This window comes from Neobacillus terrae (assembly GCF_011393025.1).
Taxonomy (GTDB): Bacteria; Bacillota; Bacilli; order Bacillales; family Cytobacillaceae; genus Neobacillus_A; species Neobacillus_A terrae.
The window spans coordinates 98,000-123,983 of sequence record NZ_JAAOEO010000001.1; the positions used below are offsets into that span (position 1 = coordinate 98,000).

At 40.0% G+C, this 25,984-nt stretch carries 27 protein-coding genes; 26 read left to right on the forward strand and 1 reads right to left on the reverse strand.

From position 1 onward, the window contains the following. Positions 1-115: 115 nt before the first annotated feature. Both rpsA and fni read left to right on the forward strand, forming a co-directional pair. A complete protein-coding gene (gene rpsA / locus G8761_RS00545) occupies positions 116-1,255 on the forward strand; it encodes a 30S ribosomal protein S1 (protein WP_166022612.1) in 1,140 nt (379 codons plus the stop codon). Between the two features lie 12 nt (positions 1,256-1,267). Next, positions 1,268-2,329: a type 2 isopentenyl-diphosphate Delta-isomerase gene (fni, locus tag G8761_RS00550; RefSeq protein WP_166022614.1), complete on the forward strand. Its 1,062-nt coding sequence runs from the start codon at positions 1,268-1,270 to the stop codon at positions 2,327-2,329. Between the two features lie 93 nt (positions 2,330-2,422). Here fni and G8761_RS00555 read toward each other — a convergent pair whose 3' ends face one another. After that, the gene (locus G8761_RS00555; RefSeq protein WP_166022616.1) at positions 2,423-2,569 is read right to left on the reverse strand and encodes a YpzI family protein; all 147 of its coding nucleotides are present in this window, start codon (positions 2,567-2,569) and stop codon (positions 2,423-2,425) included. A 107-nt stretch (positions 2,570-2,676) separates the two neighbouring features. On the opposite strand from G8761_RS00555, the gene G8761_RS00560 reads away from it, so the two are divergent. The 24 genes from G8761_RS00560 to G8761_RS00670 all read left to right on the forward strand — a co-directional run bounded on the left by G8761_RS00560 (position 2,677) and on the right by G8761_RS00670 (position 25,811). Then, entirely contained in the window at positions 2,677-3,285 is a 609-nt protein-coding gene (locus G8761_RS00560) for a YphA family membrane protein (RefSeq protein WP_166022618.1), read from the forward strand. A 189-nt stretch (positions 3,286-3,474) separates the two neighbouring features. Continuing rightward, entirely contained in the window at positions 3,475-4,785 is a 1,311-nt protein-coding gene (gene der, locus G8761_RS00565) for a ribosome biogenesis GTPase Der (protein ID WP_166022620.1), read from the forward strand. 25 nt (positions 4,786-4,810) lie between these two features. Next, entirely contained in the window at positions 4,811-5,866 is a 1,056-nt protein-coding gene (locus G8761_RS00570) for an NAD(P)H-dependent glycerol-3-phosphate dehydrogenase (RefSeq protein ID WP_166022622.1), read from the forward strand. Positions 5,867-6,195: 329 nt separating this feature from the next. Continuing rightward, positions 6,196-6,381, forward strand: coding sequence for a DUF2768 domain-containing protein (locus tag G8761_RS00575; protein WP_166022624.1), 186 nt, complete (start codon positions 6,196-6,198; stop codon positions 6,379-6,381). 32 nt (positions 6,382-6,413) lie between these two features. After that, positions 6,414-7,136, forward strand: coding sequence for a hypothetical protein (locus G8761_RS00580; protein WP_166022626.1), 723 nt, complete (start codon positions 6,414-6,416; stop codon positions 7,134-7,136). Between the two features lie 321 nt (positions 7,137-7,457). Next, positions 7,458-8,936 carry a stage IV sporulation protein A gene (gene spoIVA, locus G8761_RS00585; protein WP_166022627.1) on the forward strand — a complete coding sequence of 493 codons (1,479 nt, stop codon included), beginning with the start codon at positions 7,458-7,460 and terminating at the stop codon, positions 8,934-8,936. 764 nt (positions 8,937-9,700) lie between these two features. Next, on the forward strand, positions 9,701-9,973 hold the full coding sequence (locus G8761_RS00590) for an HU family DNA-binding protein (protein ID WP_166022629.1): 273 nt from the start codon (positions 9,701-9,703) through the stop codon (positions 9,971-9,973). 186 nt (positions 9,974-10,159) lie between these two features. Further along, the gene (gene folE / locus G8761_RS00595) at positions 10,160-10,723 is read left to right on the forward strand and encodes a GTP cyclohydrolase I FolE (RefSeq protein ID WP_166022631.1); all 564 of its coding nucleotides are present in this window, start codon (positions 10,160-10,162) and stop codon (positions 10,721-10,723) included. A gap of 245 nt (positions 10,724-10,968) precedes the next feature. Continuing rightward, complete coding sequence (locus G8761_RS27575; RefSeq protein WP_275940673.1) at positions 10,969-11,094, forward strand: hypothetical protein; 126 nt, start codon at positions 10,969-10,971, stop codon at positions 11,092-11,094. A 96-nt stretch (positions 11,095-11,190) separates the two neighbouring features. Next, a complete protein-coding gene (gene mtrB / locus G8761_RS00600) occupies positions 11,191-11,427 on the forward strand; it encodes a trp RNA-binding attenuation protein MtrB (protein WP_027323817.1) in 237 nt (78 codons plus the stop codon). Between the two features lie 325 nt (positions 11,428-11,752). Then, positions 11,753-12,631 (forward strand): heptaprenyl diphosphate synthase component 1, encoded by an 879-nt coding sequence (locus G8761_RS00605; RefSeq protein WP_243449854.1) that lies wholly within the window; start codon positions 11,753-11,755, stop codon positions 12,629-12,631. Positions 12,632-12,636: 5 nt separating this feature from the next. Further along, the gene (locus tag G8761_RS00610; RefSeq protein ID WP_166022633.1) at positions 12,637-13,341 is read left to right on the forward strand and encodes a demethylmenaquinone methyltransferase; all 705 of its coding nucleotides are present in this window, start codon (positions 12,637-12,639) and stop codon (positions 13,339-13,341) included. A gap of 41 nt (positions 13,342-13,382) precedes the next feature. Further along, positions 13,383-14,345 carry a heptaprenyl diphosphate synthase component II gene (hepT, locus tag G8761_RS00615; RefSeq protein WP_166022635.1) on the forward strand — a complete coding sequence of 321 codons (963 nt, stop codon included), beginning with the start codon at positions 13,383-13,385 and terminating at the stop codon, positions 14,343-14,345. Between the two features lie 96 nt (positions 14,346-14,441). Then, positions 14,442-14,888 (forward strand): nucleoside-diphosphate kinase, encoded by a 447-nt coding sequence (ndk, locus tag G8761_RS00620; RefSeq protein WP_166022637.1) that lies wholly within the window; start codon positions 14,442-14,444, stop codon positions 14,886-14,888. Between the two features lie 110 nt (positions 14,889-14,998). After that, the gene (locus G8761_RS00625) at positions 14,999-15,772 is read left to right on the forward strand and encodes a CheR family methyltransferase (protein WP_166022639.1); all 774 of its coding nucleotides are present in this window, start codon (positions 14,999-15,001) and stop codon (positions 15,770-15,772) included. A 163-nt stretch (positions 15,773-15,935) separates the two neighbouring features. Further along, a complete protein-coding gene (aroC, locus tag G8761_RS00630; RefSeq protein ID WP_166022640.1) occupies positions 15,936-17,111 on the forward strand; it encodes a chorismate synthase in 1,176 nt (391 codons plus the stop codon). Beyond that, the gene (aroB, locus tag G8761_RS00635) at positions 17,111-18,187 is read left to right on the forward strand and encodes a 3-dehydroquinate synthase (protein WP_166022643.1); all 1,077 of its coding nucleotides are present in this window, start codon (positions 17,111-17,113) and stop codon (positions 18,185-18,187) included. The genes aroC and aroB overlap by 1 nt, the downstream gene beginning before the upstream one ends. A 10-nt stretch (positions 18,188-18,197) precedes the next feature. Next, positions 18,198-18,566: a chorismate mutase gene (gene aroH, locus G8761_RS00640; protein ID WP_166022645.1), complete on the forward strand. Its 369-nt coding sequence runs from the start codon at positions 18,198-18,200 to the stop codon at positions 18,564-18,566. 79 nt (positions 18,567-18,645) lie between these two features. Then, on the forward strand, positions 18,646-19,743 hold the full coding sequence (hisC, locus tag G8761_RS00645) for a histidinol-phosphate transaminase (RefSeq protein WP_166022647.1): 1,098 nt from the start codon (positions 18,646-18,648) through the stop codon (positions 19,741-19,743). A gap of 53 nt (positions 19,744-19,796) precedes the next feature. Continuing rightward, positions 19,797-20,903 carry a prephenate dehydrogenase gene (locus G8761_RS00650; protein ID WP_166022648.1) on the forward strand — a complete coding sequence of 369 codons (1,107 nt, stop codon included), beginning with the start codon at positions 19,797-19,799 and terminating at the stop codon, positions 20,901-20,903. 27 nt (positions 20,904-20,930) lie between these two features. Further along, positions 20,931-22,226 (forward strand): 3-phosphoshikimate 1-carboxyvinyltransferase, encoded by a 1,296-nt coding sequence (gene aroA / locus G8761_RS00655; RefSeq protein WP_166022650.1) that lies wholly within the window; start codon positions 20,931-20,933, stop codon positions 22,224-22,226. A 790-nt stretch (positions 22,227-23,016) separates the two neighbouring features. After that, positions 23,017-23,916 (forward strand): hypothetical protein, encoded by a 900-nt coding sequence (locus G8761_RS00660; protein ID WP_166022652.1) that lies wholly within the window; start codon positions 23,017-23,019, stop codon positions 23,914-23,916. A gap of 26 nt (positions 23,917-23,942) precedes the next feature. After that, complete coding sequence (locus tag G8761_RS00665; RefSeq protein WP_166022654.1) at positions 23,943-25,202, forward strand: tetratricopeptide repeat protein; 1,260 nt, start codon at positions 23,943-23,945, stop codon at positions 25,200-25,202. A 42-nt stretch (positions 25,203-25,244) separates the two neighbouring features. Next, positions 25,245-25,811 (forward strand): ReoY family proteolytic degradation factor, encoded by a 567-nt coding sequence (locus G8761_RS00670; protein ID WP_166022656.1) that lies wholly within the window; start codon positions 25,245-25,247, stop codon positions 25,809-25,811. Positions 25,812-25,984: the final 173 nt, after the last annotated feature.

Here is a 25,984-nt window from a genome sequence, read left to right on the forward strand (position 1 = left end):
TTTTTTGAATATTCTTAGTTTCTATCATTCTCAGGTTAATATGCGGTGAATGTCAGGCATTCGCCACATGATATATATAATTTAGGAGCAGTCAATGGATTAAGGAGGAGTACATATGACAGAGGATATGAATCAATTCGAAGTGAACAATTTTGAAGTAGGCGACAGAGTAACTGGACAAGTTACTAAAGTGGAAGAAAAACAAGTTTTGGTCGCTGTTCCAGCAAGTAAGCTTGATGGAATTATCCCTATTAGTGAGCTTTCCAGCCTTCATGTTGAGAAGGCTTCCGATGCGGTTGCTGAGGGTGATGAACTGGAGCTAGAGGTATTAAAGGTTGAAGAAGAAGCACTTATTCTTTCCAAAAGAAAAGTAGATGCTGAGAAAGCCTGGGAGAACCTGGAGGATAAATTCCGGACCGGAGAAGTATTTGAAGCAGAGGTTAAAGATGTAGTAAAAGGCGGCCTTGTAGTAGATCTCGGCGTCCGTGGTTTTGTTCCTGCTTCCCTTGTTGAATCTTTCTTTGTTGAAGACTTTGCTGATTATAAAGGAAAGCAGCTTTCTTTTAAGATTGTTGAACTTGAAAAAGAAAAAAATCGCCTGATTCTTTCCCACCGTGCGGTTGTGGAAGAGGAGAAAGGAAAACAGAAACAAAGCCTGCTTGATTCACTTCAGACGGGACAGGTGTTGGAAGGAACAGTCCAACGAATTACAGACTTTGGTGCTTTTGTGGATATCGGCGGGATTGACGGCCTTGTACACATTTCTCAATTATCATATGAGCATGTAGAAAAGCCATCTGATGTTGTGGCAGAAGGCCAAAATGTTCAAGTAAAGGTTTTAAATGTAGACAGGGATAATGAAAGAATTTCTTTATCTATTAAAGAAACCCTTCCTGGGCCGTGGGACAGTATTTCTGATAAAGCACCAAAGGGCAGTGTACTAGACGGTACTGTTAAAAGGCTTGTATCTTATGGCGCATTTGTTGAAGTTTTCCCTGGTGTGGAAGGTCTAGTCCATATTTCACAAATTGCACATAAGCATATAGGAACACCACATGAAGTATTAGAAGAAGGACAGCAAGTCAAAGTAAAGGTTTTGGATGTAAATGAGAAAGAACAGCGTCTATCATTAAGCATCAAGGAACTTCTTGAAAAAGAGTCTGATGAAAACTTTGACTATGAGCTTCCGGAAGAAACAAAAGGTTTCCAGCTTGGTGAAATGATTGGAGACAAACTTAAGAATCTGAAAAAATAATGGTGATCATCTTTGTCCAGATCAAAACGTAAATGGGATCATATCCGCTTCGCCCTTGAAGAGGGAGAAGAAAAATCCTCGGTCTTAGAGGACATACAATATATCCATAATAGTTTACCTGATTCCAGTGTAGACAGTGTACGATTGGACCACTCAATTGGCGGACTTTATTTAAGTTCGCCAATTTTTATCAATGCAATGACTGGCGGCGGCGGTGAGAAGACGTATACGATTAATCGAGACCTTGCTGCTGCGGCAGCTGCAAAAGGCCTTGCAATGGCTGTAGGCTCCCAAATGGCAGCACTCCGAGATAAAACGGAAAGGAAGACGTATGAAGTAGTCCGTGAACAAAACCCTAACGGAATAATCTTCGCCAATCTAGGCAGCGAGGCATCCCCTGAGCACGCAAAAGCAGCCATTGATATGATTGGTGCCAATGCTATTCAAATCCACTTAAATGTCATCCAGGAGCTGACCATGCCGGAAGGAGACAGGGATTTTACAGGTGCACTAGGCAGAATAGAGAGAATAGTAAAAGAGGTAAACGTTCCTGTAATCATTAAAGAAACAGGTTTTGGAATGAGCCTTGAATCGGTAAGGCTTATTGAAGAAGCAGGAGTTTCTGCTATTGATATTGGCGGGTACGGAGGAACAAACTTTGCCAGGATTGAAAATAAAAGGAGGGAAAAACAACTTCCCTTTTTTAATCATTGGGGTAATCCGACTGCAGTATCTATTATTGAGGCATCGAAAACATCCAAAAACCTCTCAATTATCGGTTCTGGAGGAATTCGGACCAGCCTGGATATTGCAAAAGGGATTTCAATCGGAGCTGATGCGGTAGGAATGGCAGGTCCTTTCCTAAAAGTTCTCCTTAACCATGGTTTGGAAGTACTTCAGGAGTATATTGATTCATTACATGAGGATCTAACACTTATGATGACTGCATTAGGGGCTCATACCATTAAAGAACTCCAACAGGTGCCATTGATCGTTTTAGGGCATACTCATCACTGGCTAGACCAAAGAGGCTTTAACACAAAAGAATTTAGCCAGCGAAAGATTATAAAATAAAAAAGAGGCAGTCCCGGATGGGGCTGCCTTTATTCTTAGCTGGGTGTAAAGCTTGATTCCCCAGTCCTTTCACTCGCTACTTCGATTTTGTGTTTATAAATCATATTTGGAGTCGTTCAGAGAACGTGCTTCTTCGGGACTTTGCAGTTTGCTTGAACCGGGATAATGCAAAGCCTGGTCACGGTCTGACTCTACTCTTTTGCTAGCTCTTAACTTTTTTTCCTGACGATCTTTACCCAAATGAACACACCTCCTCTTTTTAAGATGGTTTATCGCTAAAAGATTATGCGGGGAGTATGAAGAACATATTTCCATCCCATAATGGAAATAATGGGAGGTGTGGAAAGTTGGATGGGTTGATGTTTTATTTTACATCCTGGTCGTTATGGATTTATATTACTTTTATTATGAGAAAAGAAAATTCCTATCGTTTAAAACTGGCAGCAGGTATACTCTTGACCATAATTTTAGCGGGTTTTCACGTGCCTATAGGAGGTATTGACATACAAGCAGGAGCACTTTTTTCTCTTATTTTCTCATACAGCTTTTTAATGGGTGAAAAGAAACGAAGCATTTTTTATTTTTTAATTTGCTCCTATATCTTAACCCTTGGTTACGCTACTTTTCATATAGTAGAAGTATTTGATCCTGTTTTGCTAATTGTTAAGGAAACCTGGATGATTGCTGTACTTAGTACTTATTTAATTCTGTTGCTGCAGGGCACATTAAAGGGAAGAATCATTCTCCTTATAAGCGGAACGATGCAGGGAGAAATTCTTTACGCCTTAATAGTAAAAAGGTACCCCTTTCCATATCAGGCAGGTTCATTCGCCTACCTTGATGTTTGTGCTTTGACTGCTGCTCTATTAATTGGCTGGAGCTGTCTTGAAAATGCCCGTTTGTATTTTGATACCTACTTTGCGTACAATGAGAAGGATAAACAAAAGACATCCTAAGCGAAAACAAAGGAGCTTTTATATGTTTTCATTGCTACTGCTATTTAACATTTGATAAGATAATTAAAGTTGGCCCTTCTAAAGAATAAGAAGGGTTTCTTTTTCATTAATGATTTGATTGCTTTTATTTGTTAAAAATAACCCAACCTTTAATAAATGAAAATAGCAATACTTGAAAGGGTGAATGTTATGGTAAAACCTGTCATAGCTATTGTAGGTAGGCCAAATGTGGGAAAATCAACAATATTTAACAGGATAGTTGGAGAAAGAATTTCAATCGTGGAAGATATTCCTGGGGTTACCCGGGACAGGATCTATAGCTCAGGAGAATGGCTTACACATGATTTTAATATCATTGATACAGGCGGAATAGATATTGGTGACGAACCATTTTTAGATCAAATCCGCCAGCAGGCTGAAATTGCAATCGATGAGGCGGATGTTATTATTTTCCTTACGAATGGACGAGAAGGTGTTACATCTGCAGACGAAGAGGTTGCAAAAATCTTGTATAAATCCAAAAAGCCTGTAGTTCTTGCTGTAAATAAAATTGATAATCCTGAAATGAAGGACCAGATTTATGACTTTTACTCACTTGGTTTTGGAGAGCCGTTTCCAATTTCCGGTTCACACGGAATAGGATTGGGTGACCTTCTGGATGAAGCTTCTAAGCACTTTCCAAAAAGCAATCAGGCAGATTATGATGATGATGTAATCAAATTTAGTTTAATTGGACGTCCAAATGTAGGAAAATCTTCCTTAGTTAATGCTCTGTTAGGTGAAGAAAGGGTAATTGTAAGCAATATTGCCGGAACAACAAGAGATGCAATTGATACTCCTTATACTTATGACGGCCAGGAATACGTGATAATTGATACAGCCGGAATGAGGAAAAAGGGAAAGGTATATGAAAGTACGGAAAAGTATAGTGTATTGCGGGCATTAAGAGCAATTGAACGTTCTGATGTTGTCCTTGTTGTTATTGACGGTGAGGAAGGCATCCTTGAACAGGATAAGAAGATTGCTGGCTATGCTCATGAAGCTGGGCGTGCAATTGTTATTGTGGTAAATAAATGGGATGCGGTTGAAAAAGACGAGAAGACCATGAAAGAATTTGAGCAAAATATCAGGGAACATTTTCAGTTTCTTTCTTATGCTCCTATTGTATTTCTGTCTGCAAAAACAAAAAAACGCATTCATACCCTTCTCCCAATGATAAATATGGCAAGTGAAAATCATGCTATGCGCGTTCAGACCAATATCCTGAATGATGTAATTATGGATGCAGTTGCAATGAATCCAACGCCAACAGACAAAGGCAGAAGGCTTAAAATCTATTATGTTACTCAGGTAGCGATAAAGCCGCCAACCTTTGTTGTATTTGTAAATGAACCTGAACTAATGCATTTCTCCTATGAACGATTCCTTGAAAATCGGATTAGAGATGCATTTGGATTTGAAGGAACGCCGATCAAGTTATATGCTAGAGAGAGAAAATAAAATTTAAAAGGGGTTGTAAATCTAAATGCAGCAAAAAACCCAATCAATCGCAGTTATCGGAGCAGGCAGCTGGGGAACTGCGCTGGCAATGGTGCTGGCCGACAATGGCCATATGGTGAGGCTTTGGAGCCATAATGAAAGCCAGGTTGAAGAAATTAACCGCGGCCACACCAATCATAGATACTTGCCAGAAATAACATTGCCCGATTCGATTATCGGGTATGCTTCATTAAAGGATGCAATGGAACAGATAGATACCGTGATTCTTGCGGTTCCTACAAAAGCAATCCGGGAGGTTCTAGAAAAAATAAGCGCTGTTGCGGAACTGCCTTTAACCATTGTTCATGTATCAAAGGGAATCGAACCGGATTCCCTTATGCGGATATCGGAAATGATAGCTCAAGTAATGCCTTCTCCATTATTAAAGGATATTGTAGTACTGTCCGGTCCGAGCCATGCTGAGGAGGTCAGCCTGCGCCACCCAACTACGGTTACTGCTTCATCAGAAAACATGGAAGCTGCTGAAATGGTACAGGATTTGTTTATTAACAATAATTTTAGGGTTTATACCAATCCTGATATTATTGGCGTAGAAATTGGCGGCGCACTAAAAAATATTATTGCGCTGGCCGCAGGAATTACGGACGGGCTGGGATATGGTGATAATGCAAAAGCAGCGCTTATTACCAGGGGATTAGCTGAAATTGCCCGGCTCGGGACAAAAATGGGCGCCAATCCGCTTACTTTTTCGGGATTGACTGGTATTGGCGATTTAATTGTAACTTGTACAAGCGTTCACTCCCGTAACTGGAGGGCAGGAAACCTACTTGGTAAAGGCCAATCGCTTCAAGAGGTACTGGATAATATGGGAATGGTAGTTGAAGGAGTTAGAACTACCAAGGCTGCTTATCAGCTTGCACAGAAGTATAGAGTGGACATGCCAATTACCAATGCACTTTATGGAGTTTTGTTCGAAGGGAAAAACCCGAAGGATGGGGTAGACGTTTTAATGGGACGGACTAGAACCAAAGAAATGGAAGATCTCACCGATATTATTGGTGAACGCCTGAACGAAGACTAAAAAATTTTGCAAGTTTAAAAGATGTCAATTAGGCATTTGAGGATGCGTTTTTCATTCGACCTGCATACAATGCAACGAAGCAAACTGGTAAAATGAAACGTGTGAATGGGTAAACTAGTCTCCGGCCTGCAAAGGGAACTCGCCCCTCCCTCTTGCAGGCTTTTTTATTTTTACTTGAAAGTGCTCTTTTGAGATAATATTTCGTCTTAGAAAAGAAAAAATGCTATAAGAGCTTAAAAAACAGTTTTCGGCAGAATGCTCCTTTTTTTCTTTTTCCTGTCATTGATTCCTGTGATATAATAATTTTCGGAAAAAAGGGGGAGTTTCTATTGTCACCAGCCATGTTAAAAATGTGGGTATCCTTTGCCGGTATGGCATTCATGTTTCTTGCTATTATCTTAATACTGTTCAGCAGACATAAATTAAAAGGAACTGTTCGTATCCTTACTGCCTTCGTTGCCTATGTTTTTATGATCTTATCGGGTATCATCATGTTCGTAACCATTTTTGCCTGATTTAGGCATACATACTGTTAAAGGATGATCTTATGAAAAAGAGTTATCTTGGCATTGCTTTTGCCTTAATTCTGATGCTATTGTCGGGCTGTGCTTATCCTCAGGAAGAACTTGCCAAAAACCAAACACCCTATCAGGACCAGCTGAAAGCGGTCCAAACAGCTGTAGATTCCTACCGTAAAGACAATGGGGGGATGCTGCCAATTGTAACAAAGGGCGTGAACACACCCCTTTACCAGCGCTATCCAGTGGATTTTAAAAAGATTTCACCAAGGTATATAGCAGATCCTCCGGGAAATGCTTTTGAAAACGGCGGTGTTTTTCAATATGTTCTCGTAAACGAAGAGACTAAGCCTGAGGTTAAATTATTCGACCTGAGAGTCGCGGATACAATACGGGAGCTTAGACTTAAAATTAAGATGGACGGGTACCCGCCATTTAAAAAAGTAATTGCAGCTAATGTCTATTCTCTTGATTATAAAAAGCTTGGCTATAAGCAGCCTCCTATGGCTTTAAGCCCCTTTACCCAAAAGAGGCTGCCGCTGGTTATTTCCGGTGAAGGGGAAATTTATATCGATTATAGAAATGATTTAAAGGCAGCCATAAAAAACGTTGGTTTATCGGGATATAAACCTGGAGATGATATCCGGCCGCTTCTTGTGAATAACTCTATGTTTGTGCCTGCATATTCGGTGCCTTATACATTTGATGCTGATACAAAAGAGCCTGTTTTTTTGGAGAAAAAGAATAAATAGAGTCAGCCCATGTGGATTTAGTCATAACCCTTTTCCTATGAAATATATTGTAGGAGAAGGGTTTTTTTTATGGGAAAATCAGTGGCTCCTGCATTGCAGAGCTAATATCATAGATTACCTGCTGTTTTCTTATAACCCTTATTTGATAAAAGTACAGACATAAATATATTTTCAGAAGTTCCGGCAATTTTTCGTTAAGGGGGTAAAAAATTTAAAAAATCAGGCATAACCACATAGGACAACATCATAAACATATACTGTCCAAAAATACCTAAAAAGGATAATTTTATCCCACTAACTCTATGATCGGGAGGGGATCACTTGGAAAAGGTAGATATTTTTAAAGATATTGCCGAGAGAACAGGCGGTGATATTTATTTAGGGGTTGTAGGGGCGGTCCGAACAGGAAAGTCCACATTTATTAAAAAGTTCATGGAGCTGGTTGTTTTACCGAATATAGCCAACGAATCAGACAGATCCCGTGCGCTGGATGAGCTTCCTCAGAGTGCGGCAGGAAAAACAATCATGACCACAGAGCCAAAATTCGTTCCCAATCAGGCTGCAAGTGTACATGTTGGAGATGGCCTAGACGTAAATATCAGGCTCGTTGATTGTGTCGGCTATACTGTTCCCGGGGCAAAGGGATATGAAGATGAAAATGGGCCTAGAATGATTACGACACCATGGTATGAGGAGCCTATCCCTTTCCATGAAGCAGCTGAGATAGGCACAAGGAAGGTTATCCAGGAGCATTCAACTATTGGTGTAGTTATTACTACTGATGGAAGCATTGGTGAAATTCCTAGGGGCAGCTACCTTGAAGCAGAAGAAAGAGTCATCGAAGAACTGAAAGAAGTTGGAAAGCCATTTATTATGGTAGTGAATAGCGCTCAGCCATACCATCCTAATACGGAATCTTTAAGAGCAAGCCTGGCAGAGAAGTACGATATCCCAGTATTGGCAATGAGTGTGGAAAGTATGAAAGAATCTGATGTCCTAAGTGTGATGAGGGAAGCTCTCTATGAATTCCCAGTGCTTGAAGTTAATGTTAACCTTCCAAGCTGGGTAATGGTCCTCAAAGAAAACCACTGGCTGCGTTCCAGCTATCAGGAAGCGGTTAAAGAGACAGTAAAGGATATTAAGAGACTGCGAGATGTAGACAGAGTTGTTCAGCATTTCAGTGACTTTGAATACATCGAAAGGGCGGGGCTGGCTGGGATGGAAATGGGCCAGGGAGTTGCAGAAATTGACCTGTACGCTCCTGATGAGCTTTACGATGATATACTCAAAGAGATTGTCGGGGTTGAAATTAGAGGTAAGGATCACTTGCTGGAACTGATGCAGGATTTCGCTCACGCTAAAGCTGAATACGATCATATCTCTGATGCTCTGAAAATGGTTAAACAAACTGGATATGGTATTGCTTCTCCGACCTTAACGGACATGAGCCTTGAAGAGCCTGAAATTATCCGCCAGGGAGCCAGATTTGGCGTACGGTTAAGAGCTGTAGCTCCTTCCATTCATATGATTAAGGTAGATGTGGAATCGGAATTTGCCCCTATTATTGGAACTGAGAAACAAAGTGAGGAACTAGTACGATACCTAATGCAGGACTTTGAAGATGACCCGCTGTCAATTTGGAATTCAGATATTTTTGGACGCAGCTTAAGTTCGATTGTAAGAGAGGGCATTCAAGCAAAGCTAAGTTTAATGCCAGAGAATGCAAGATATAAATTAAAAGAGACACTTGAAAGAATCATTAATGAAGGATCAGGCGGATTAATTGCCATCATTCTATAATCATTGGGCTCCCTCTGGGGGGCTTTTTGTTTTAGTCAGCGTTAAAGCAAATTGTTAATTTCCGCTATGTTGATGGAGCGAGCGAAAGGTGCGATACTCCTCGACCATGCATTCGCATTTCCTTCGTGCGTGGGCGGCTTTAATGATATCTAGTAAGGGTCTAGTGGAAAAGCGTGCCAGTGGGAGACCATGCAGGCGCAAAGCGCAGAGGAGAAGAAGGACTGAGGCCACCCTTAGGGGCTCGGAGCTGAAGTATGAAAGGTTCCGGTTTCGCCCACAGGAAATCAGCCTTGTTAGAGAAAATTAACAAGCGGGCTTGACAGAGGTTTTTTTTATTAACTCTAAACTAGTCACTTCAAATTTCGACAAATTTATTGTATCCTGGGGGATAAAAAACTAGAAAGGTATCCAGCATTGGAAATGGGAACAATAGCCGTGGAAAAGGCTTTTAGCAGTCGAGAAAAGCGTAAAACACTGTAAAAATCCCTTCTGGAAGAAAAGATTCCCATTATTTTATGAATTATTCTTGATATGAGGATTTTTATGTGATAATCTTTTAACAGAATTAGCAATAGCAGCAAAAAGCCTTTATTTTATTGGGTTTTTTGCAAAAAATTGATTGAATTCTTTAAGATGTTGCTTTAATATTAGCACTGTCAACAAAATATGCGTATTAACGTATAGAATTGGCGAAATTTGTTTAGAAATGTAGATAAGTAAACTTATTTACAATTTTTTATACATTTTGGGAGGAGGTGAATAGCATGAACAAGACAGAACTAATTAACGCAGTTGCTGAAGCTGGTGAACTTTCTAAAAAGGATGCTACTAAAGCAGTTGATGCTGTTTTCGATTCAATCTTAAATGCACTTAAAAATGGTGATAAAGTTTCCCTAATCGGATTTGGTAACTTTGAAGTTCGTGAGCGCTCCGCTCGTAAGGGCCGCAACCCACAAACTGGCGATGAAATCGAAATCGCTGCAAGCAAAGTTCCTGCTTTCAAACCAGGTAAAGCGCTTAAAGATGCTGTAAAATAATTACATAAACATATATGCTTTGAGCGAATGCTTAAGTAAAAAGACCGCGGATCTGTTCTGCGGCCTTTTTGCTTTTAAACGGGAATATGGTTAAAATATCTATAATTTTGCATGGCTTCAGGGATATGCTAATATGGATTTGAACTTAATAGATAAAACGTTATACATACATTAGGAGGAAGCACCATGACAGACGTCAATCGTGCCCAAATAGAAGAAGCGGTCCGTTTAATTCTAGAGGCAATCGGAGAAGACCCAAACCGTGAAGGTTTGCTTGATACGCCAAAGCGTGTGGCGAAAATGTATGAGGAAGTATTCAGTGGCTTAAACGAAGATCCTAAGACACACTTTGAAACAATCTTTGGGGAAGACCATGAGGAACTAGTCCTTGTTAAAGATATACCTTTCTATTCTATGTGTGAACATCACCTTGTACCGTTCTTTGGTAAAGCACATGTTGCTTACATACCGAGAAATGGCAGAGTAACTGGATTAAGTAAACTTGCAAGGGCGGTTGAGGCTGTTGCAAAAAGACCTCAGCTTCAAGAAAGAATCACTAGCACAATAGCAAACAGTATAATGGAGAAGCTTGAACCTCACGGTGTAATGATAGTGGTTGAAGCAGAGCATATGTGCATGACGATGCGGGGAGTAAAAAAACCAGGATCAATGACAGTCACTTCCGCTGTCCGAGGAACTTTTGTTGATAACGCTATTGCCCGTTCGGAAGTTTTATCTTTAATAAAATAATGGATGTGTGAATATCCTTGTTGATTTTTACCTAAGTTGATTGTAGCGGAGGGCCAATAGTTCCCTGTGAAACTCAAATATCCTCCATTATCGTAAATTGTGCTCCCACCATAATTTTGTGCAATGAAAATTAAGGATGCTTACCATATGTTCTCACATCATTTCGTGCGGTATTAATTCAACGAAACTTAATTCAATCTCCTGCGGGAAAAGCGGGTCAGGGGAACACGTGGGAGCGAAGTGGGGTGAGGAGAAGAATGGAAGCACCTTGTTCAGCACCGACAAGCGCTGGAGGGCCAGACGGCGAAGTGGTTCTTTTATTTAAATGTCAGAACCGAAGCAACCTCAAGGGTCTTGGCGCTGTAATATAACAGGGGCCCGAACCGCCACTTGGAGCGAAGAATCACAACCAAGTTTAACTGCATCAGAATAATTAAAATAACAAAAGTTATTGTGAGGGATTAAAAATGGCAAAAGCGGATGCCCAGAATTCCGATTATATCGTTATTAAGGCTATTGAAGATGGAGTCAACGTTATTGGCCTTACAAGAGGAACAGATACGAAATTCCATCACTCTGAGAAGCTTGATAAAGGGGAAGTTATGATAGCGCAATTTACGGATCATACCTCCGCTATTAAAATCAGAGGCCATGCACAGATATTAACTTCCCTTGGTGAAATTGAAAGTGAATTGAAGAAATAGCTAATTCAGAACGGTAAGCTAGCCGTTCTGTTTATTTTAGAGAATAATATTAAAAGAAATCGGCTGCCAAAGAGCTAATGAACTATTAATAGTTAACTTTATATAAAGCTGGCTATTATTATTGTGAAAGTTCCTTCGTTTCGGTTTATCGGTTTAGACAAATATATGGAAATCCTCACTTCTGAAGAGCTCATTTCTGATTAATTTGTGAAAGCTATCCATTAAAACTCTTATATGATATAATTGTCTCTGCTTGTTTATCTATATTAATGATTAAAAAATGTTAAAAAGAACCGATGTTTTTCGGCTATACGGGTAATATATAATGATATGGAATATACATCCATACTATTTGGGAGTAAGGGTGATCAAATTGCGAGATATACGGACAAAACTGATAGCTTTTAAAGAGCAGCTTGAGCATAAGGTGTTTCACCCATACTTGCTCAATTACATACAAACTCCCATGGTGGATGAAGATAAACTTTTACTCTTAATTTCTATATTGGACCAGCTTGAGTTGTCCGGAAAAGAAATGAAAAATTATGCATTGCCAACGATGCTTGTCCAAATTGCTCTTGATACTCATGAAAATGTTTCGAACCAGGATGCTTCCGAACAGGACGATACACAATTACAGTCTCGGCAGCTTACGGTTCTAGCAGGAGATTATTACAGCGGACTTTATTACGCGCTTCTTGCTGAAATAGATGACATACTTATGATCAGGGCTCTATCAAAAGGGATTAAGGAAATTAATGAGCATAAGATGTCGGTTTATCACAAGGACTTCGAAGGTATTGAAAAATTAATGGCCAGCATTAAAACAATTGAAGGTTCCCTTATTTGCCGACTTTCAGATTATTTTCATGCAGGAGGCTGGGGAGAACTGGCTGCCGACCTTCTCTTTGTAAAACGGCTTTTAAATGAAAAAGCACAATATCTTCAAGCCGGTACATCTATTTTATTTGATGCTTTAAAGAAAGCGGCATTTCCCAAAAATGAACTCAAATCCAAGGACATTTCAAAAGAGCAGCAGTGTTATCTTCTTTTGGTTTGTGATAAATATATAGAATATACAAAAGGCTTAATTGAAAAAGGGATGAAACAGATTCCTTACCTGAATGAGGTACTGGAACAAAGAATTGCTGACATTCTTAGTCAGCATCAGCCCCATGCAAAAACATTCGTGGAAGAAGGTTAATCCAGATGCAGCAAAGTAAAGAAGAACGGGTTCATCATGTTTTTGAGAAAATCTATGATAACTACGATAAAATGAACTCCGTTATCAGCTTTAAGCAGCACATAAGATGGCGTAAGGATACAATGAAAAAGATGAACGTTCAGCCAGGCTCAAAAGCACTTGATGTGTGCTGCGGCACAGCTGATTGGACCATTGCTCTTGCTGATGCTGTAGGACCTTCCGGTGAAGTCACCGGCCTTGATTTCAGCCAGAATATGCTGAAAATTGGGCAGGAAAAGGTAGAACAGCTTCATCTGAAACAGGTTAATCTTGTTCACGGCAATGCAATGGAGCTGCCTTTTGCTGACAATACGTTTGATTATGCCACAATTGGTTTTGGTCTGAGAAATGTACCGGATTATATGCAGGTCCTGAAGGAGATGCACCGTGTTATAAAACCGGGGGGGCTGGCAGTATGCCTTGAAACCTCTCAGCCAACGATGATTGGCTTCAGGCAGCTTTACTATTTTTATTTCAGATTTATCATGCCGGTATTTGGAAAGCTTTTTGCTAAAAGCTATAATGAATATTCATGGCTTCAGGAGTCTGCAAGGGATTTCCCCGGGATGAAAGAGCTTGCTGGAATGTTCGAAAAAGCCGGTTTTAAGAATGTAATGTTTAAGCCCTATAGCGGGGGAGTAGCAGCCGTTCATATTGGTAAGAAGAACTGAATATAGAGCGGTTAGAAGGATAAAAAGCTGGGTGAATACAAATGAAATTAAAAATGATGTATTCATTTTTGAATTCGGATATTAACATTATAGAGAAGACTTTGGAGGAAACGATTCAGCCAGATTCGTTATTGCTAAAACAGGCCTCCTTACATACTCTTCAGGCCGGCGGAAAAAGGATACGGCCTGTATTTGTATTGCTGTCAGGAAAGTTTGGCGATTATGACATTAATAGAATGAAATACGTGGCTGTAGCCCTTGAATTAATCCATATGGCATCATTAGTTCATGATGATGTAATAGACGATGCTGACCTGAGAAGGGGCAAGCCTACTGTTAAATCAAAATGGGATAATCGCACTGCCATGTATACAGGTGATTATATTTTTGCCCTGTCCCTTGAATTAATGACTGAAATCACGAACCCCCTGGCCCATCGTATTCTTGCAAATACCATTGTAGAGGTATGTATTGGGGAAATTCAGCAAATTAGGGATAAGTATCAATATGATCAAAACCTTCGTGATTATTTGCGGAGAATTAAAAGAAAAACGGCGCTTTTGATTGCAGTAAGCTGTCAATTGGGCGCAATAGCTGCGGGTGTGGAGGAATCAATTCATAAGAAGCTCTACCGTTTTGGCTATTATGTGGGCATGTCATTTCAAATTACAGACGATGTTCTTGACTTTACTGGAACCGAAAAGGAATTGGGCAAACCTGCAGGAAGTGATCTGTTACAAGGAAATATAACGCTTCCGGCACTTTTTGCTATGCGAAATCCTAAGTACCGCGCTGAAATTGAAAAGGTAAACGAACAGACAGAACCAGCCCAGATGGAGAGTATAATCTCGTTGATCAAGCAATCAGGTGCAATTGAGGAATCACTTGAAATAAGTGACCGATATCTCGATAAAGCATTAGCTATCCTGGATGAACTCCCTCCAAACAAAGTAAAGAAAACGCTTAAGGATATTGCGAAGTTTATTGGCAGACGAAAGTTTTAAGAAAGTTGCTTAATTTTCAAAACAATGTTAATATTTTTGTGGATTGTCCATTAAAGGGATAACCGTTATTATACATATGGTTTAGGAGTGGAGTACATGGAAAAAACATTTTTAATGGTTAAACCAGACGGTGTTCAAAGAAACCTGATTGGTGAAATCGTTTCCCGTTTTGAAAGAAAGGGCTTTCAATTAGCCGGCGGCAAATTAATGAGCATTCCAAGAGAATTGGCAGAGGAGCATTACGGTGAGCATAAAGAACGTCCATTCTTTGGTGAACTAGTTGACTTTATTACTTCAGGACCAGTTTTCGCAATGGTTTGGCAGGGTGAAAATGTAATTGCAACTGCTCGCCAGATGATGGGATCCACAAATCCAAAGGATGCTGCATCTGGAACAATTCGTGGAGATTTCGGCCTTACAGTCGGAAAAAACGTAATCCATGGATCTGATGCACCTTCAAGTGCTGAACGTGAAATTGGCTTATTCTTTAAAGAAGAAGAGCTTGTTGAGTATACAAAATTAGTAAACGAGTGGGTATACTAATTTAGCTGAAAAAAGGTACTTGTATTCTATACGGGTGCCTTTTTTCTTTTGACGGGCTTTACTTATTATATAATCCGTTATACCGGAAGACTGCACAAGGAGTTTCAATCATGAGTCAGGATTATCTGCAATTTGTTGGAAATATTAAAAGAAAAACAGGGATTGACCTTTCACTTTATAAAGAAGCACAAATGAAAAGAAGATTAACCTCTCTGTATGAGAAAAAAGGCTTTTCGAATTTTCGTGAATTTTTTTCCGAATTAAATAGAAATAATGAAGTCTTAAATGAATTTCTGGACAGAATGACTATCAATGTCTCAGAATTTTACCGTAATTATAAGCGATGGGAAGTCCTTGAAAGAAAAATCCTTCCTAAGATCCTCGAAAGGAACAAACAGCCAAAAATATGGAGTGCTGCCTGTTCGACTGGAGAAGAACCATATACACTTGCGATGATTATGAATAAATTCCTTCCGTTAAGAGATATTCAAATTATAGCAACTGATTTGGATACTAATGCTATCGCTAGGGCAAAGCTTGGCATCTACCCTGAGAGATCTTTAAATGAAGCGCCTGATCAGATTAAAAATTTATATTTCACAAAGGAAAAGGAATATTTCTATGTGAAGGATGAAATAAAACGAACTGTAACTTTTAAAAAACAAAATTTATTAGCTGACCCATTTGGTGGTCCATTTGATTTGATTGTTTGCCGCAATGTACTCATTTATTTTACTGAAGAAGCAAAAGACGGGCTTTACCATAAATTCAGCGCAGCATTAAAGAAAGACGGTATTTTTTTTGTTGGAAGTACAGAACAGATATTTAACCCCAATATTTATAATTTCGAAACCGAAGACACATTTTTTTACAAAAAAAAATAAAAATATTGAGGGAGCCAGCAGACAGCGGCTCCCTTTTTGGATTAATAGGGTATGAAAGTATAAAATAAAAAGGCACCTAAAAATTTTTACTTTTTACTATAATTATCTGTTTTCGTATGGTATATTGAATAAAATAATTTAGCGCGTTGAAGGGGGAAAGAGAATGAGGTATTTAACAGCTGGAGAGTCACATGGGCCACAGCTTACCGTAATTATTGAGGGACTTCCGGCAGGAATGCCGCTTACAGCAGAGGATATCAATACAGAATTGGCCAGAAGGCAAAAAGGCTATGGACGCGGCAGAAGAATGCAGATCGAGAAAGACCAGGCAGAGATACTTTCAGGTGTCCGTCATGGTTATACGTTAGGCTCTCCCGTGACCCTAGTTGTAAAAAACAACGATTGGAAACACTGGGTCAATATCATGGGAGCAGAGCCATTAGAAGAGGGCATGGAGGACGATATCAAGAGAAAAATATCAAGGCCGCGGCCGGGGCATGCTGATTTAAATGGTGCCATTAAATATGGGCACAGGGATATGAGAAATGTTCTTGAACGTTCTTCAGCCAGAGAAACAACCGTAAGAGTAGCAGCTGGAGCAGTGGCTAAAAAGCTTTTATCACTACTCGGCGTTGAACTAGCCTCCCATGTAACCGATATTGGCGGAATTCAGTCTAAGTACAATCTTGCAGATCATACGCTCGGAGAAATGAAGGAAATAACTGAAGTCTCACCAGTAAGATGTCTTGATTCTGAAGCTGGAAATGAAATGATGAATAAAATAGATGAAGCGAAAAACAATGGTGATTCCATCGGCGGGATAGTTGAAGTGATGGCCGAAGGAATGCCTATTGGGGTTGGAAGCTATGTACACTATGACAAAAAACTTGATTCAAGGCTTGCTGGTGCTGTTGTAAGCATTAATGCTTTCAAAGGAGTAGAATTTGGAATTGGCTTTGAGGCAGCCAGAAAGCCAGGAAGTGAAGTACATGATGAAATTATCTGGAATAAGGATCACGGCTATACAAGAAAAACAAACCGTCTGGGTGGGTTTGAGGGCGGAATGACTAATGGCATGCCAATCATTGTAAGAGGAGTAATGAAGCCTATTCCAACACTTTATAAGCCACTCCAAAGTGTGGATATTGAAACAAAAGAACCGTTTGCTGCAAGTATTGAACGCTCTGACAGCTGTGCGGTCCCTGCAGCAGCTGTGGTTATGGAAAATGTGGTTGCCTGGGAATTGGCAAGTGCTCTTACAGACCAGTTTTACAGTGACAGGCTTGAAACGCTTGCTGAGGAAATTCGCAGACAGCGGGAATTTGCGAGGGAATTTTAATGGAAAGCATATCTATTGAAACCCAGTCAAAAAGCTATCATGTCTTCCTAGGAAGCGGGAGCGCAAATGAAATAGCCCCCTTTTTGCAGAAAGAACTGAAGGGCTTTAGCAAGGTTATGATTATTACAGATGAAACGGTAGGAGAAATCCTTCTTTCATTTTTATTAAATAAGTTAAATCCCCTGACTCCTATTATTTTTCAGGCACCTTCGGGTGAAGCCTGCAAAACGTTCGAAGTCTACTATTCAGCTATAAGCGAAGCCTTGAAAAATAACCTGGACCGCAAGTCAGTTATTCTTGCCTTTGGGGGAGGAGCTGTTGGGGACCTTGCTGGATTTGTTGCAGCTACCTATATGAGAGGAATAGCTTTTATACAGATACCAACGACGATTCTCGCCCATGACAGTTCAGTAGGAGGCAAAGTAGCTGTTAACCATCCTCTTGGAAAAAATATGATTGGGGCTTTTTATCAGCCCGAAGCCGTTTTCTATGACCTGGATTTCCTTAAAACACTTTCTCCAAAAGAAATACGTTCTGGGTTTGCAGAGATAATCAAGCATGCTCTTATTCAGGATAAGGAATTCTATCAATGGCTCCTATCCAACGTTAAGGATCTTAGCAGTTTAAAAGAAGAGGAACTTGCTAATTGCCTTAAAAAGGGAATTAAAATTAAAGGCAGAATCGTTGCACAGGATGAAAGGGAGAACGGGCTAAGGGCAGTGCTCAATTTTGGCCATACTCTTGGCCATGCCATTGAGTCCGAACTTGGATATGGGAAAATAACTCATGGGGAGGCCGTAATGATCGGTATGGCCTTTGCTCTTGAATTAAGTATGAAGCATTTCAAAACGGATTTTAATCTGGCAGAATTCCGAGCCTGGGCAGAAAAGTTAGGGTATCAATTAGAAGTCCCTGCACAGTTAACTGTAGAAGGCCTTTTAGAAAAAATGCTCCATGATAAAAAGTCAGTTGAAGGCACAGTTAATTTTATTCTGTTGGAGGACGTTGGCAAACCAGTAATTGTTCCTTTATCAGAGGAAGAATTGCGTGAGCAGCTTGTAGGATTTAAACAATAGGAGGTAATTTATGATTAGGGGTTTGAGAGGCGCTATTACTGTCGGGAGAAATGAGGAAGCAGAAATTCAAGCTGCAACTGAAAGGCTACTAAGAAAAATGATTGAAAGTAATCGCATTTCTCCAGACCTGGTTGCATCCGTTTTTATTTCTGCAACACATGATTTGACTGCAGGATTCCCTGCAAGGGCTCTAAGGGAATTAAACGGGTGGAAATACGTTCCGGTTATGTGTATGCAGGAGATGGCTGTTACTGAATCGCTAAAAATGTGTGTGCGAGTGATGATGCATATCAATACTGAAAAAGGACAAAAGCAGCTTAAACATATATATCTTGAAGGTGCCAAAGTACTTCGTCCGGATTTAAATGAAGAAGAATAAATGAACAAAATATGGTAGACTAAAAATAGCGTCACTTTAGTACGTTAATAGATGAAAGTAAATTAATGAGGTGAAGAAAATGAGATGGAAAGAACAACTGCTAGATTTAACCCCTTACCAGCCAGGGAAGTCAATCGAAGAAACAAAAAGAGAATTTGGCCTTGAAAAGATCGTTAAACTGGCCTCTAATGAAAATCCTTATGGCTGTTCAAAAAAAGTTCTATCTGCACTGAGAGAAAATCCCCCAAAGCCTGAACTTTATCCTGATGGCTATGCAACTGTCTTAAGAGAGACTCTTTCCTCTGCGATGAATGTGCAGCCAGGCCAGCTCATTTTTGGAAACGGTTCGGATGAATTGATTCAAATTATTTCAAGAGCGCTTCTGCACCCCGGCGCTAATACTGTAATGGCAGCCCCAACATTCCCTCAATATAGGCATAATGCTGTTCTGGAAGGGGCAGAGATAAGGGAAATCCCTTTAGTGAATGGAGAGCACGATCTGGAAGGCATGCTGGATGCTATAGATGAAAGAACCAATGTTGTATGGCTTTGCACTCCAAATAACCCTACTGGAACGTACATAAAAAATAATGAATTGGAAGCATTCCTGGAAAAAGTGCCAAAGGATACCCTTGTTGTAATTGATGAGGCGTATGCAGAGTATGTGGTGGCTGAAGATTACCATGATACAGTGGACTTAGCAAATCGCTACGGAAATCTAATTTTATTAAGAACCTTTTCAAAAATATACGGGCTGGCGAGCTTGAGAATTGGTTATGGGGTAGCCCATCCATCGATTATCAGCAACCTTGAGCCGGCAAGGGAACCGTTTAATACCAGTTCATTTGCTCAGCTCGCGGCTAAAACAGCTGTGGATGACAAAGAATTTTTAAACGAGTGCAAGAAACAGAACAGGGAAGGGCTTAATTCTTTTTACCGTTTCTGTGATGAGCATTGTCTTGAATATTACCCATCTCAGGCTAACTTTATTTTAATCAATTTCAAACGTGACGGGGATGAAGTTTTTAAATATCTTCTGTCAAGAGGTTATATAGTAAGATCCGGAAAAGCCCTTGGTTTCCCTACATGTGTAAGAGTAACTGTTGGATCTAAGGAACAAAACGAAGGCCTTCAAAGCCTGATACTCGATTATTTACAGTCTGGAGTATTGAAATAATCTATTAAAATCCAATAGAAGAGAGATACTTTTCGTAATAGGGCGGGGATTAAATGGAAGGCAGGATATTAATCATCGGATTAGGCCTTATTGGCGGTTCGCTTGCAATGTGTATTAAAAAAGCACACGAAGGCAGTAGGATCATTGGGTTCGATTTAAGAATAGAAGACGCCAGATTGGCCAGGACTCTTGGAATAATTGATGATTTTTGCATTCAATATGAGGAAGAAGCACAGCAAGCAGATTTAATCATTATAGCTACTCCTGTTATGGAATCCGAAAAAATTATCAAAACTCTCGCTTCACTGCCGTTAAAACAAGGAGCAATCGTAACGGATACAGGAAGTACAAAGGGGAAGATAACGTTAAGTGCAGCAGAATTGTTGCAGAAGGGTATAACGTTTATCGGAGGCCACCCGATGGCGGGTTCCCATAAAAGCGGGATAACAGCAGCAAAAGAAATTCTGTTTGAAAATGCGTTTTATTTACTTACGCCGGACCAGCAGATTTCGTCGGAAAAAGTTGTGCTGCTAAAAGAGTGGCTAAGAGGAACAAATGCTAAGTTTATAGAAATAAGCCCTATCCAGCATGATTATATAACAGGTATGGTAAGCCATTTCCCCCACCTGATTGCTGCTTCACTGGTACATCAGGCAGAAAAACTTTCTGTAACCCAAAGTCTTATTCCACGCCTTGCGGCAGGTGGTTTTAGGGATATTACACGCATTGCTTCGAGCAGTCCTGAAATGTGGAGGGATATTTTACTCCACAACCGCGACCAGCTGCTGGATCTTTTAAATGACTGGGAGAAAGAAATGGAAATAGTAAAACAAATGATTGCGGAAGAAAATGGGGAAGGCATATTTGGCTACTTTAATGGTGCAAAGAAATTTCGCGATGGTTTGCCTGCACGAGAAAAAGGAGCAATCCCGGCCTTTTATGATCTTTATGTGGATGTACCTGACTATCCAGGGGTCATTTCTGAAATAACCGGGTTTCTTGCAAAGGAGAATATCAGTATAACTAATATTCGTATTATCGAAACCAGAGAAGAAATTTACGGTGTATTGGTAATCAGCTTTCAGACTGATGAGGACAGACAAAAAGCAGCAAGCTGCATAGCTCATTACAGTAATTATGCCACTTCCTATGGCTCTTAAGGTAATCTGAAAATAAAGGAGATTTTAATGAAGACTAGGCTTTTAACATCACATTCTGGGAGTCTTGTGGGTACTGTTGCTATTCCAGGAGATAAATCTATTTCTCACCGTTCTGTGATGTTTGGGAGTATCTCCCAAGGCATCACAAAAGTAACTAACTTTTTGCTCGGGGATGATTGCTTAAGCACCATCTCGTGTTTTCGTAAATTGGGAGTAAAAATCGAAGAGCACGCATCAGGTGAACTAAGGATTTATGGCAGCGGATTTCAAGGACTCAATGAACCAAAAGAAGTTTTAAATGTAGGCAATTCCGGAACGACCATAAGGCTTATGATGGGAATACTGGCTGGGAGAGACTTTTTTTCTGTACTTGAAGGAGATGAATCCATTGCCCGAAGGCCAATGACAAGAGTGGCGACTCCTTTAAGCAAGATGGGAGCAAAGATTGACTTCAGGAACGGAGGTTTCGCTCCCATCAGCGTTAGGGGTGGAGCTTTAAATTCTTTTGAATATAAACTCCCTGTTGCCAGCGCTCAGGTAAAATCAGCATTATTATTTGCGGGTCTCCAAGCCAAGGGAGAAACCGTTATTACAGAACCTGAGGCAACAAGAGATCATACTGAACGCATGATTCGGCAATTTGGCGGAACGGTTGAAAAAGAAGGGAACAATATTAAAGTTAGGGGTGGCCAAAACCTACAAGGTACCTCAGTTCGGGTTCCAGGCGATATTTCCTCTGCTGCTTTCTTTCTAGTAGCAGGAGCAATATCAGAAGGAAGTTCCATTACTCTCGAAAACGTGGGCTTGAATCCTACGCGATCTGGAATTGTTGATGTCCTAAATGAAATGGGTGCGGATTTGCAAATCCTTTCACAGGACCTTGATGCGGCTGAACCAGCAGGAACTCTGTTAATACGTTCTTCCAGGCTGAAAGGAACCACTGTAGGCGGAGAAATGATTCCCCGGCTAATTGACGAAATCCCCATCATTGCCCTTCTAGCAACCCAGGCAGATGGTGTAACGGTTATTAAAGATGCGGGTGAACTTAAAGTAAAAGAAACTAACAGGATAGATACTGTGGTTGGGGAATTAAAGAAGATGGGTGCAAACATTGAAGCAACAGACGATGGAATGATCATTCAGGGGCCAACAGCCTTACAGGGAGCATGTGTATCCAGCCATGGAGACCATAGAATTGGCATGATGCTTGCTGTTGCTTCTTTAATTTCTGAGGGAGAAACAATATTGGAGAACCCGGAGGCTATCTCGGTATCCTACCCGAAATTTTTTGAAGACCTTGATAACCTAAAAAAAATAAAATAACTTACTAGGGCTGTTGACAATTCAAGATTCAGCAGACTGAAGAGCAAGTTGCCACGTACATCGTATTGGTTTATTCCGCCACTCTGCAAAGGGCTGCCGTGGCCGAATAAATAGCAGGAAGTATGGACGCCATCTCCAGTATTGCTGATGAATCTGCCTCTGCGAGCTACATGGTGTCCAGCTGTGCGCAGAACCGCTACCGAGTATGGAGGAAATCACAGCCTCTGCGATATCCCTAACCAATATGGCAGCAGAACTCTAGGGACTAGTAGGGAAGTTTAGACTATAGGAAAGAAGGCTGGGGATAGCCTTCTTTTTTACAATAGGAACCCTGCTTGAGAAGGGCTCTGTGAAAAAAAAGAACTTTTCGGTAAGAAATAATTTTCGAAGAAAATGAAGATTTTTTAATAGAAACAAAGAAATCTTGAAAGAAATGAAGCACTTTTTAAAAGAATTGAAGAATGCTGTTAAAGAAATGCACGATTCTCTAAAAGAAATGCACGAATCTTAGTAATGAATGCACGATTTCTTTTGGGTAATGCACGATTTCAAGGAAGTAATGCACGTTTACGAAAAAGAATTGCCTGCTTAAGTTCCTAAATGCACGCTCCAATTGGCAATTGGACTAAATTCAACGTTCATGCATCTCGAAGAGCACCGAGGCCCTAATTCATAAAATGAAAAGAACTGACCGATGGGGGTTGGTTTATTTTTTTAGATAACTTTCAGTTGGCATAATTGAACAAGTTCTAAAATAGCCTGTCTTATGAGGGTTAAAGGAGGGTTCATTGTGCCTTATATTATTGAAAATGCAATTATTCGTAAAGAAAATCGGATGGTTGAAAATACGCTGATGGTAAATGGAAGCCGTATTGTATCTCTTTTTCAATCTGGACAAAAATCTGCCTTAATGAAAATGGACGCGCGGCCATATGTAATGACTCCAACGTTTGCTGTGCTTGACACAGGCTTTGCTGAAACTGAATCTTATATGGCATTTAAGAATTATTTCATCGATCATTTCATATCAAAAGGCTGTACGATTCTTCTAACATATGTTAAAGTTACCTCCGAAAAAGAGATAGACGTAAAACTTAAACTTCAAAAGAGCCTTTTGATAAACTCCCCGATAGATTATGTGATTGGTATCCGAATACCCATTAAACAGCTAACGGCTGCAATAATAAGAAAGTGTAAGAAGGATAAGCTCCCAGCCATTTTTATTGAAATAGGAGAAAAGGAGGAACTGGACAAGGTTCCATGGGGATGGATAAGAGAGGCTTTGTTTCCATATAATTGCCCACTCATTCCTGTACTAGATAAGGTTTCACCTAAAAAACGATCCTCCATCCTTTCAGAATGGCAAGATAAGATGAAAATAGAAAGAATTCCATCCCTCGCTGAAGAAATCTGTGATAAAATTCCGCTATCCCTTTCCGTTTTAAATAAAATTGGTTTATTGCCTGAAAGGGCAGGGCTCCTGCACGGCGGCGAATTAAGCTATAATTTGTATGATAAGAATGAAATAATCCTGAATGTTGATACAAAAGATTTATTTCTTTATCATAAAGAAAGGCTGCTTGTAACGGTTCATAAAGGCAAGGTTGTCATGGCGGGCAAGGATGTTTTATATAAACCCGGTTATGGCGAACATATTAATGTTACTACGCCTTCCTATTTTTCATATTAATATAGTTGATTGAGAGGATTTATAAAATGGATAAAGTAGAAAGAATCATCCAGCTTCTAGAACAAGGCGATCATGAAACTGCCATGAAAGAATATAAAAAGCTATTAAAAAACGGTACTGCTGAAGAAAAATATGATTTGGCAGAGGAATTTTTTCAATACGGGTTTCTAAATGAAGCAAAAGCGCTAATTGAAGATCTTTTGAAAGGTTTTCCCGAGGAAGGCGAACTTCTAGTTTTGCTGGCTGATATTCAGATTGAAGCAGGCAATGAAGAAGAGGCACTTCTCGTACTGGAGCGTATTTCCCAAAGTGACCCATCCTACCCCCAGGCACTTCTCCTAATGGCTGACCTATATCAGCTGCAGGGACTTTATGAGGTTAGTGAACGGAAACTTTTAAACGCAAAGGAAATTCTTCCAGGTGAAGTTATAATCGATTTTGCTCTTGGAGAGTTATTCAAGGAACAGGGAGAAGTAGCAAAGGCAATAGAGGCTTATAAAAAGGTTCTGTTGGAGCAAAATGAAGTAGCAGGGGTAGATGTTAACCAAAGAATAGCAGATATCCTAAGCTTATCTGGAGCTTTTGAAGAAGCTCTCCCCTATTATGAAAAAGCCTTAGAAGATAAGCTTGAAATAAACACACTTTTCGGGTTTGCTTTTACTGCTCTGCAGGCAGGCTATTATAGGATTGCAATCGAGAAATTCAATGAGTTGAAGGAGCTGGATCCGGAATACCATTCTCTGTACCTTCACCTGGCTAAGGCTTATGAGAATGAAGAAGAGCTGGAAAAAAGCCTTGATACAATCAAAGAAGGCATTAAACAGGACGAGTTTAGTAAGGAATTATATTTTTATGGCGGTAAAATATTGCTTAAGCTTGCCAGAGAAGAGGAAGCAGAAAATTTATTAAGAGAAGCAATTGCTCTTGACCCCGGCTATACAGAAGCCATTCTAACACTTAATAAACTATTTCTTCATGAAGAAAGATTTGAAGATGTACTGGACCTGATTAAGGAAACAGAGGTCGAGGAAGCGGAAGAGCCGCAGATGATATGGGATGCGGCAGTAGCTTATCACCGAATTGAAGAATTTTCACATGCATTAAACAAATATGAGTCTGCATATACTTTTCTAAAGAATAATGAAACTTTTCTTCAAGATTACGGATATTTTTTATTAGAGGAAGGAAAAAACACCAAAGCCGCCGAAATTTTTAAACAGCTGCTAAAAATTGATCCAACTAACGGGGAGTACCTCGAAATACTTGAACGCCTGACTGAAATGTAAACGGGATGTAAGAAAAAAGAAACGCAGAGGAGGGAATCTATAATGGCAACCCCTGTTTCTGTCAACGAGAAAAAGGATTTTATACGTTGGTTTTTAAACCATTATCAGCTAAAGAGAAGAGAATGTGTGTGGATATTAAACTATTTAATGAGCCACGATCAATTAATGGAGAGAGTCCATTTTGTAGAACACGCGCAGTATTGTCCCAAAGGGCTGATCATGTCCACCCATTGCGTTGACAAAGTTCCATTTCGTTTTTATAAAGAAAACGTGATGACCACCGACGCGGAAAAATCTTTTCATGATATTCGCCTTAATCGGGAGGAAGAAATTTACATCCAACTTAATTTTCATGCTTCAAATAAGATTCACCAGTATGCCGCAGTTCTAGAGGAAAACCCATTCATCCCTGCCCATTTGCAGGAAAACGAGAAGGACGGCGAGTTTGCCGAACAATTTTTAAACAGCAGCATCGAAAGGTTTCAGCGGGAAAAACTTCTTCATTTAATTGATGAAGCTCTCGACAAGCAGGATAAAGAGATGTTCCGTTTGTTAACGGAACAATTAAATAGCATCAGAGGCCACGTCAGTAATGGGAGCTTGCTTTAGGGCAGGCTTTTTGTTTTGGAAAAAAAGTTCCTGTCCTTAACAGACAAACTCATGCTCCCCTAAAAAGATTTGTCCTTGAACAGGGACAAAACATCCTACACCACTATAAGGATTTACCTCTATGACTTTCGAGTTGCCAAACTCAGTCAGATGCACGAGTGAGGAGGCTCGAC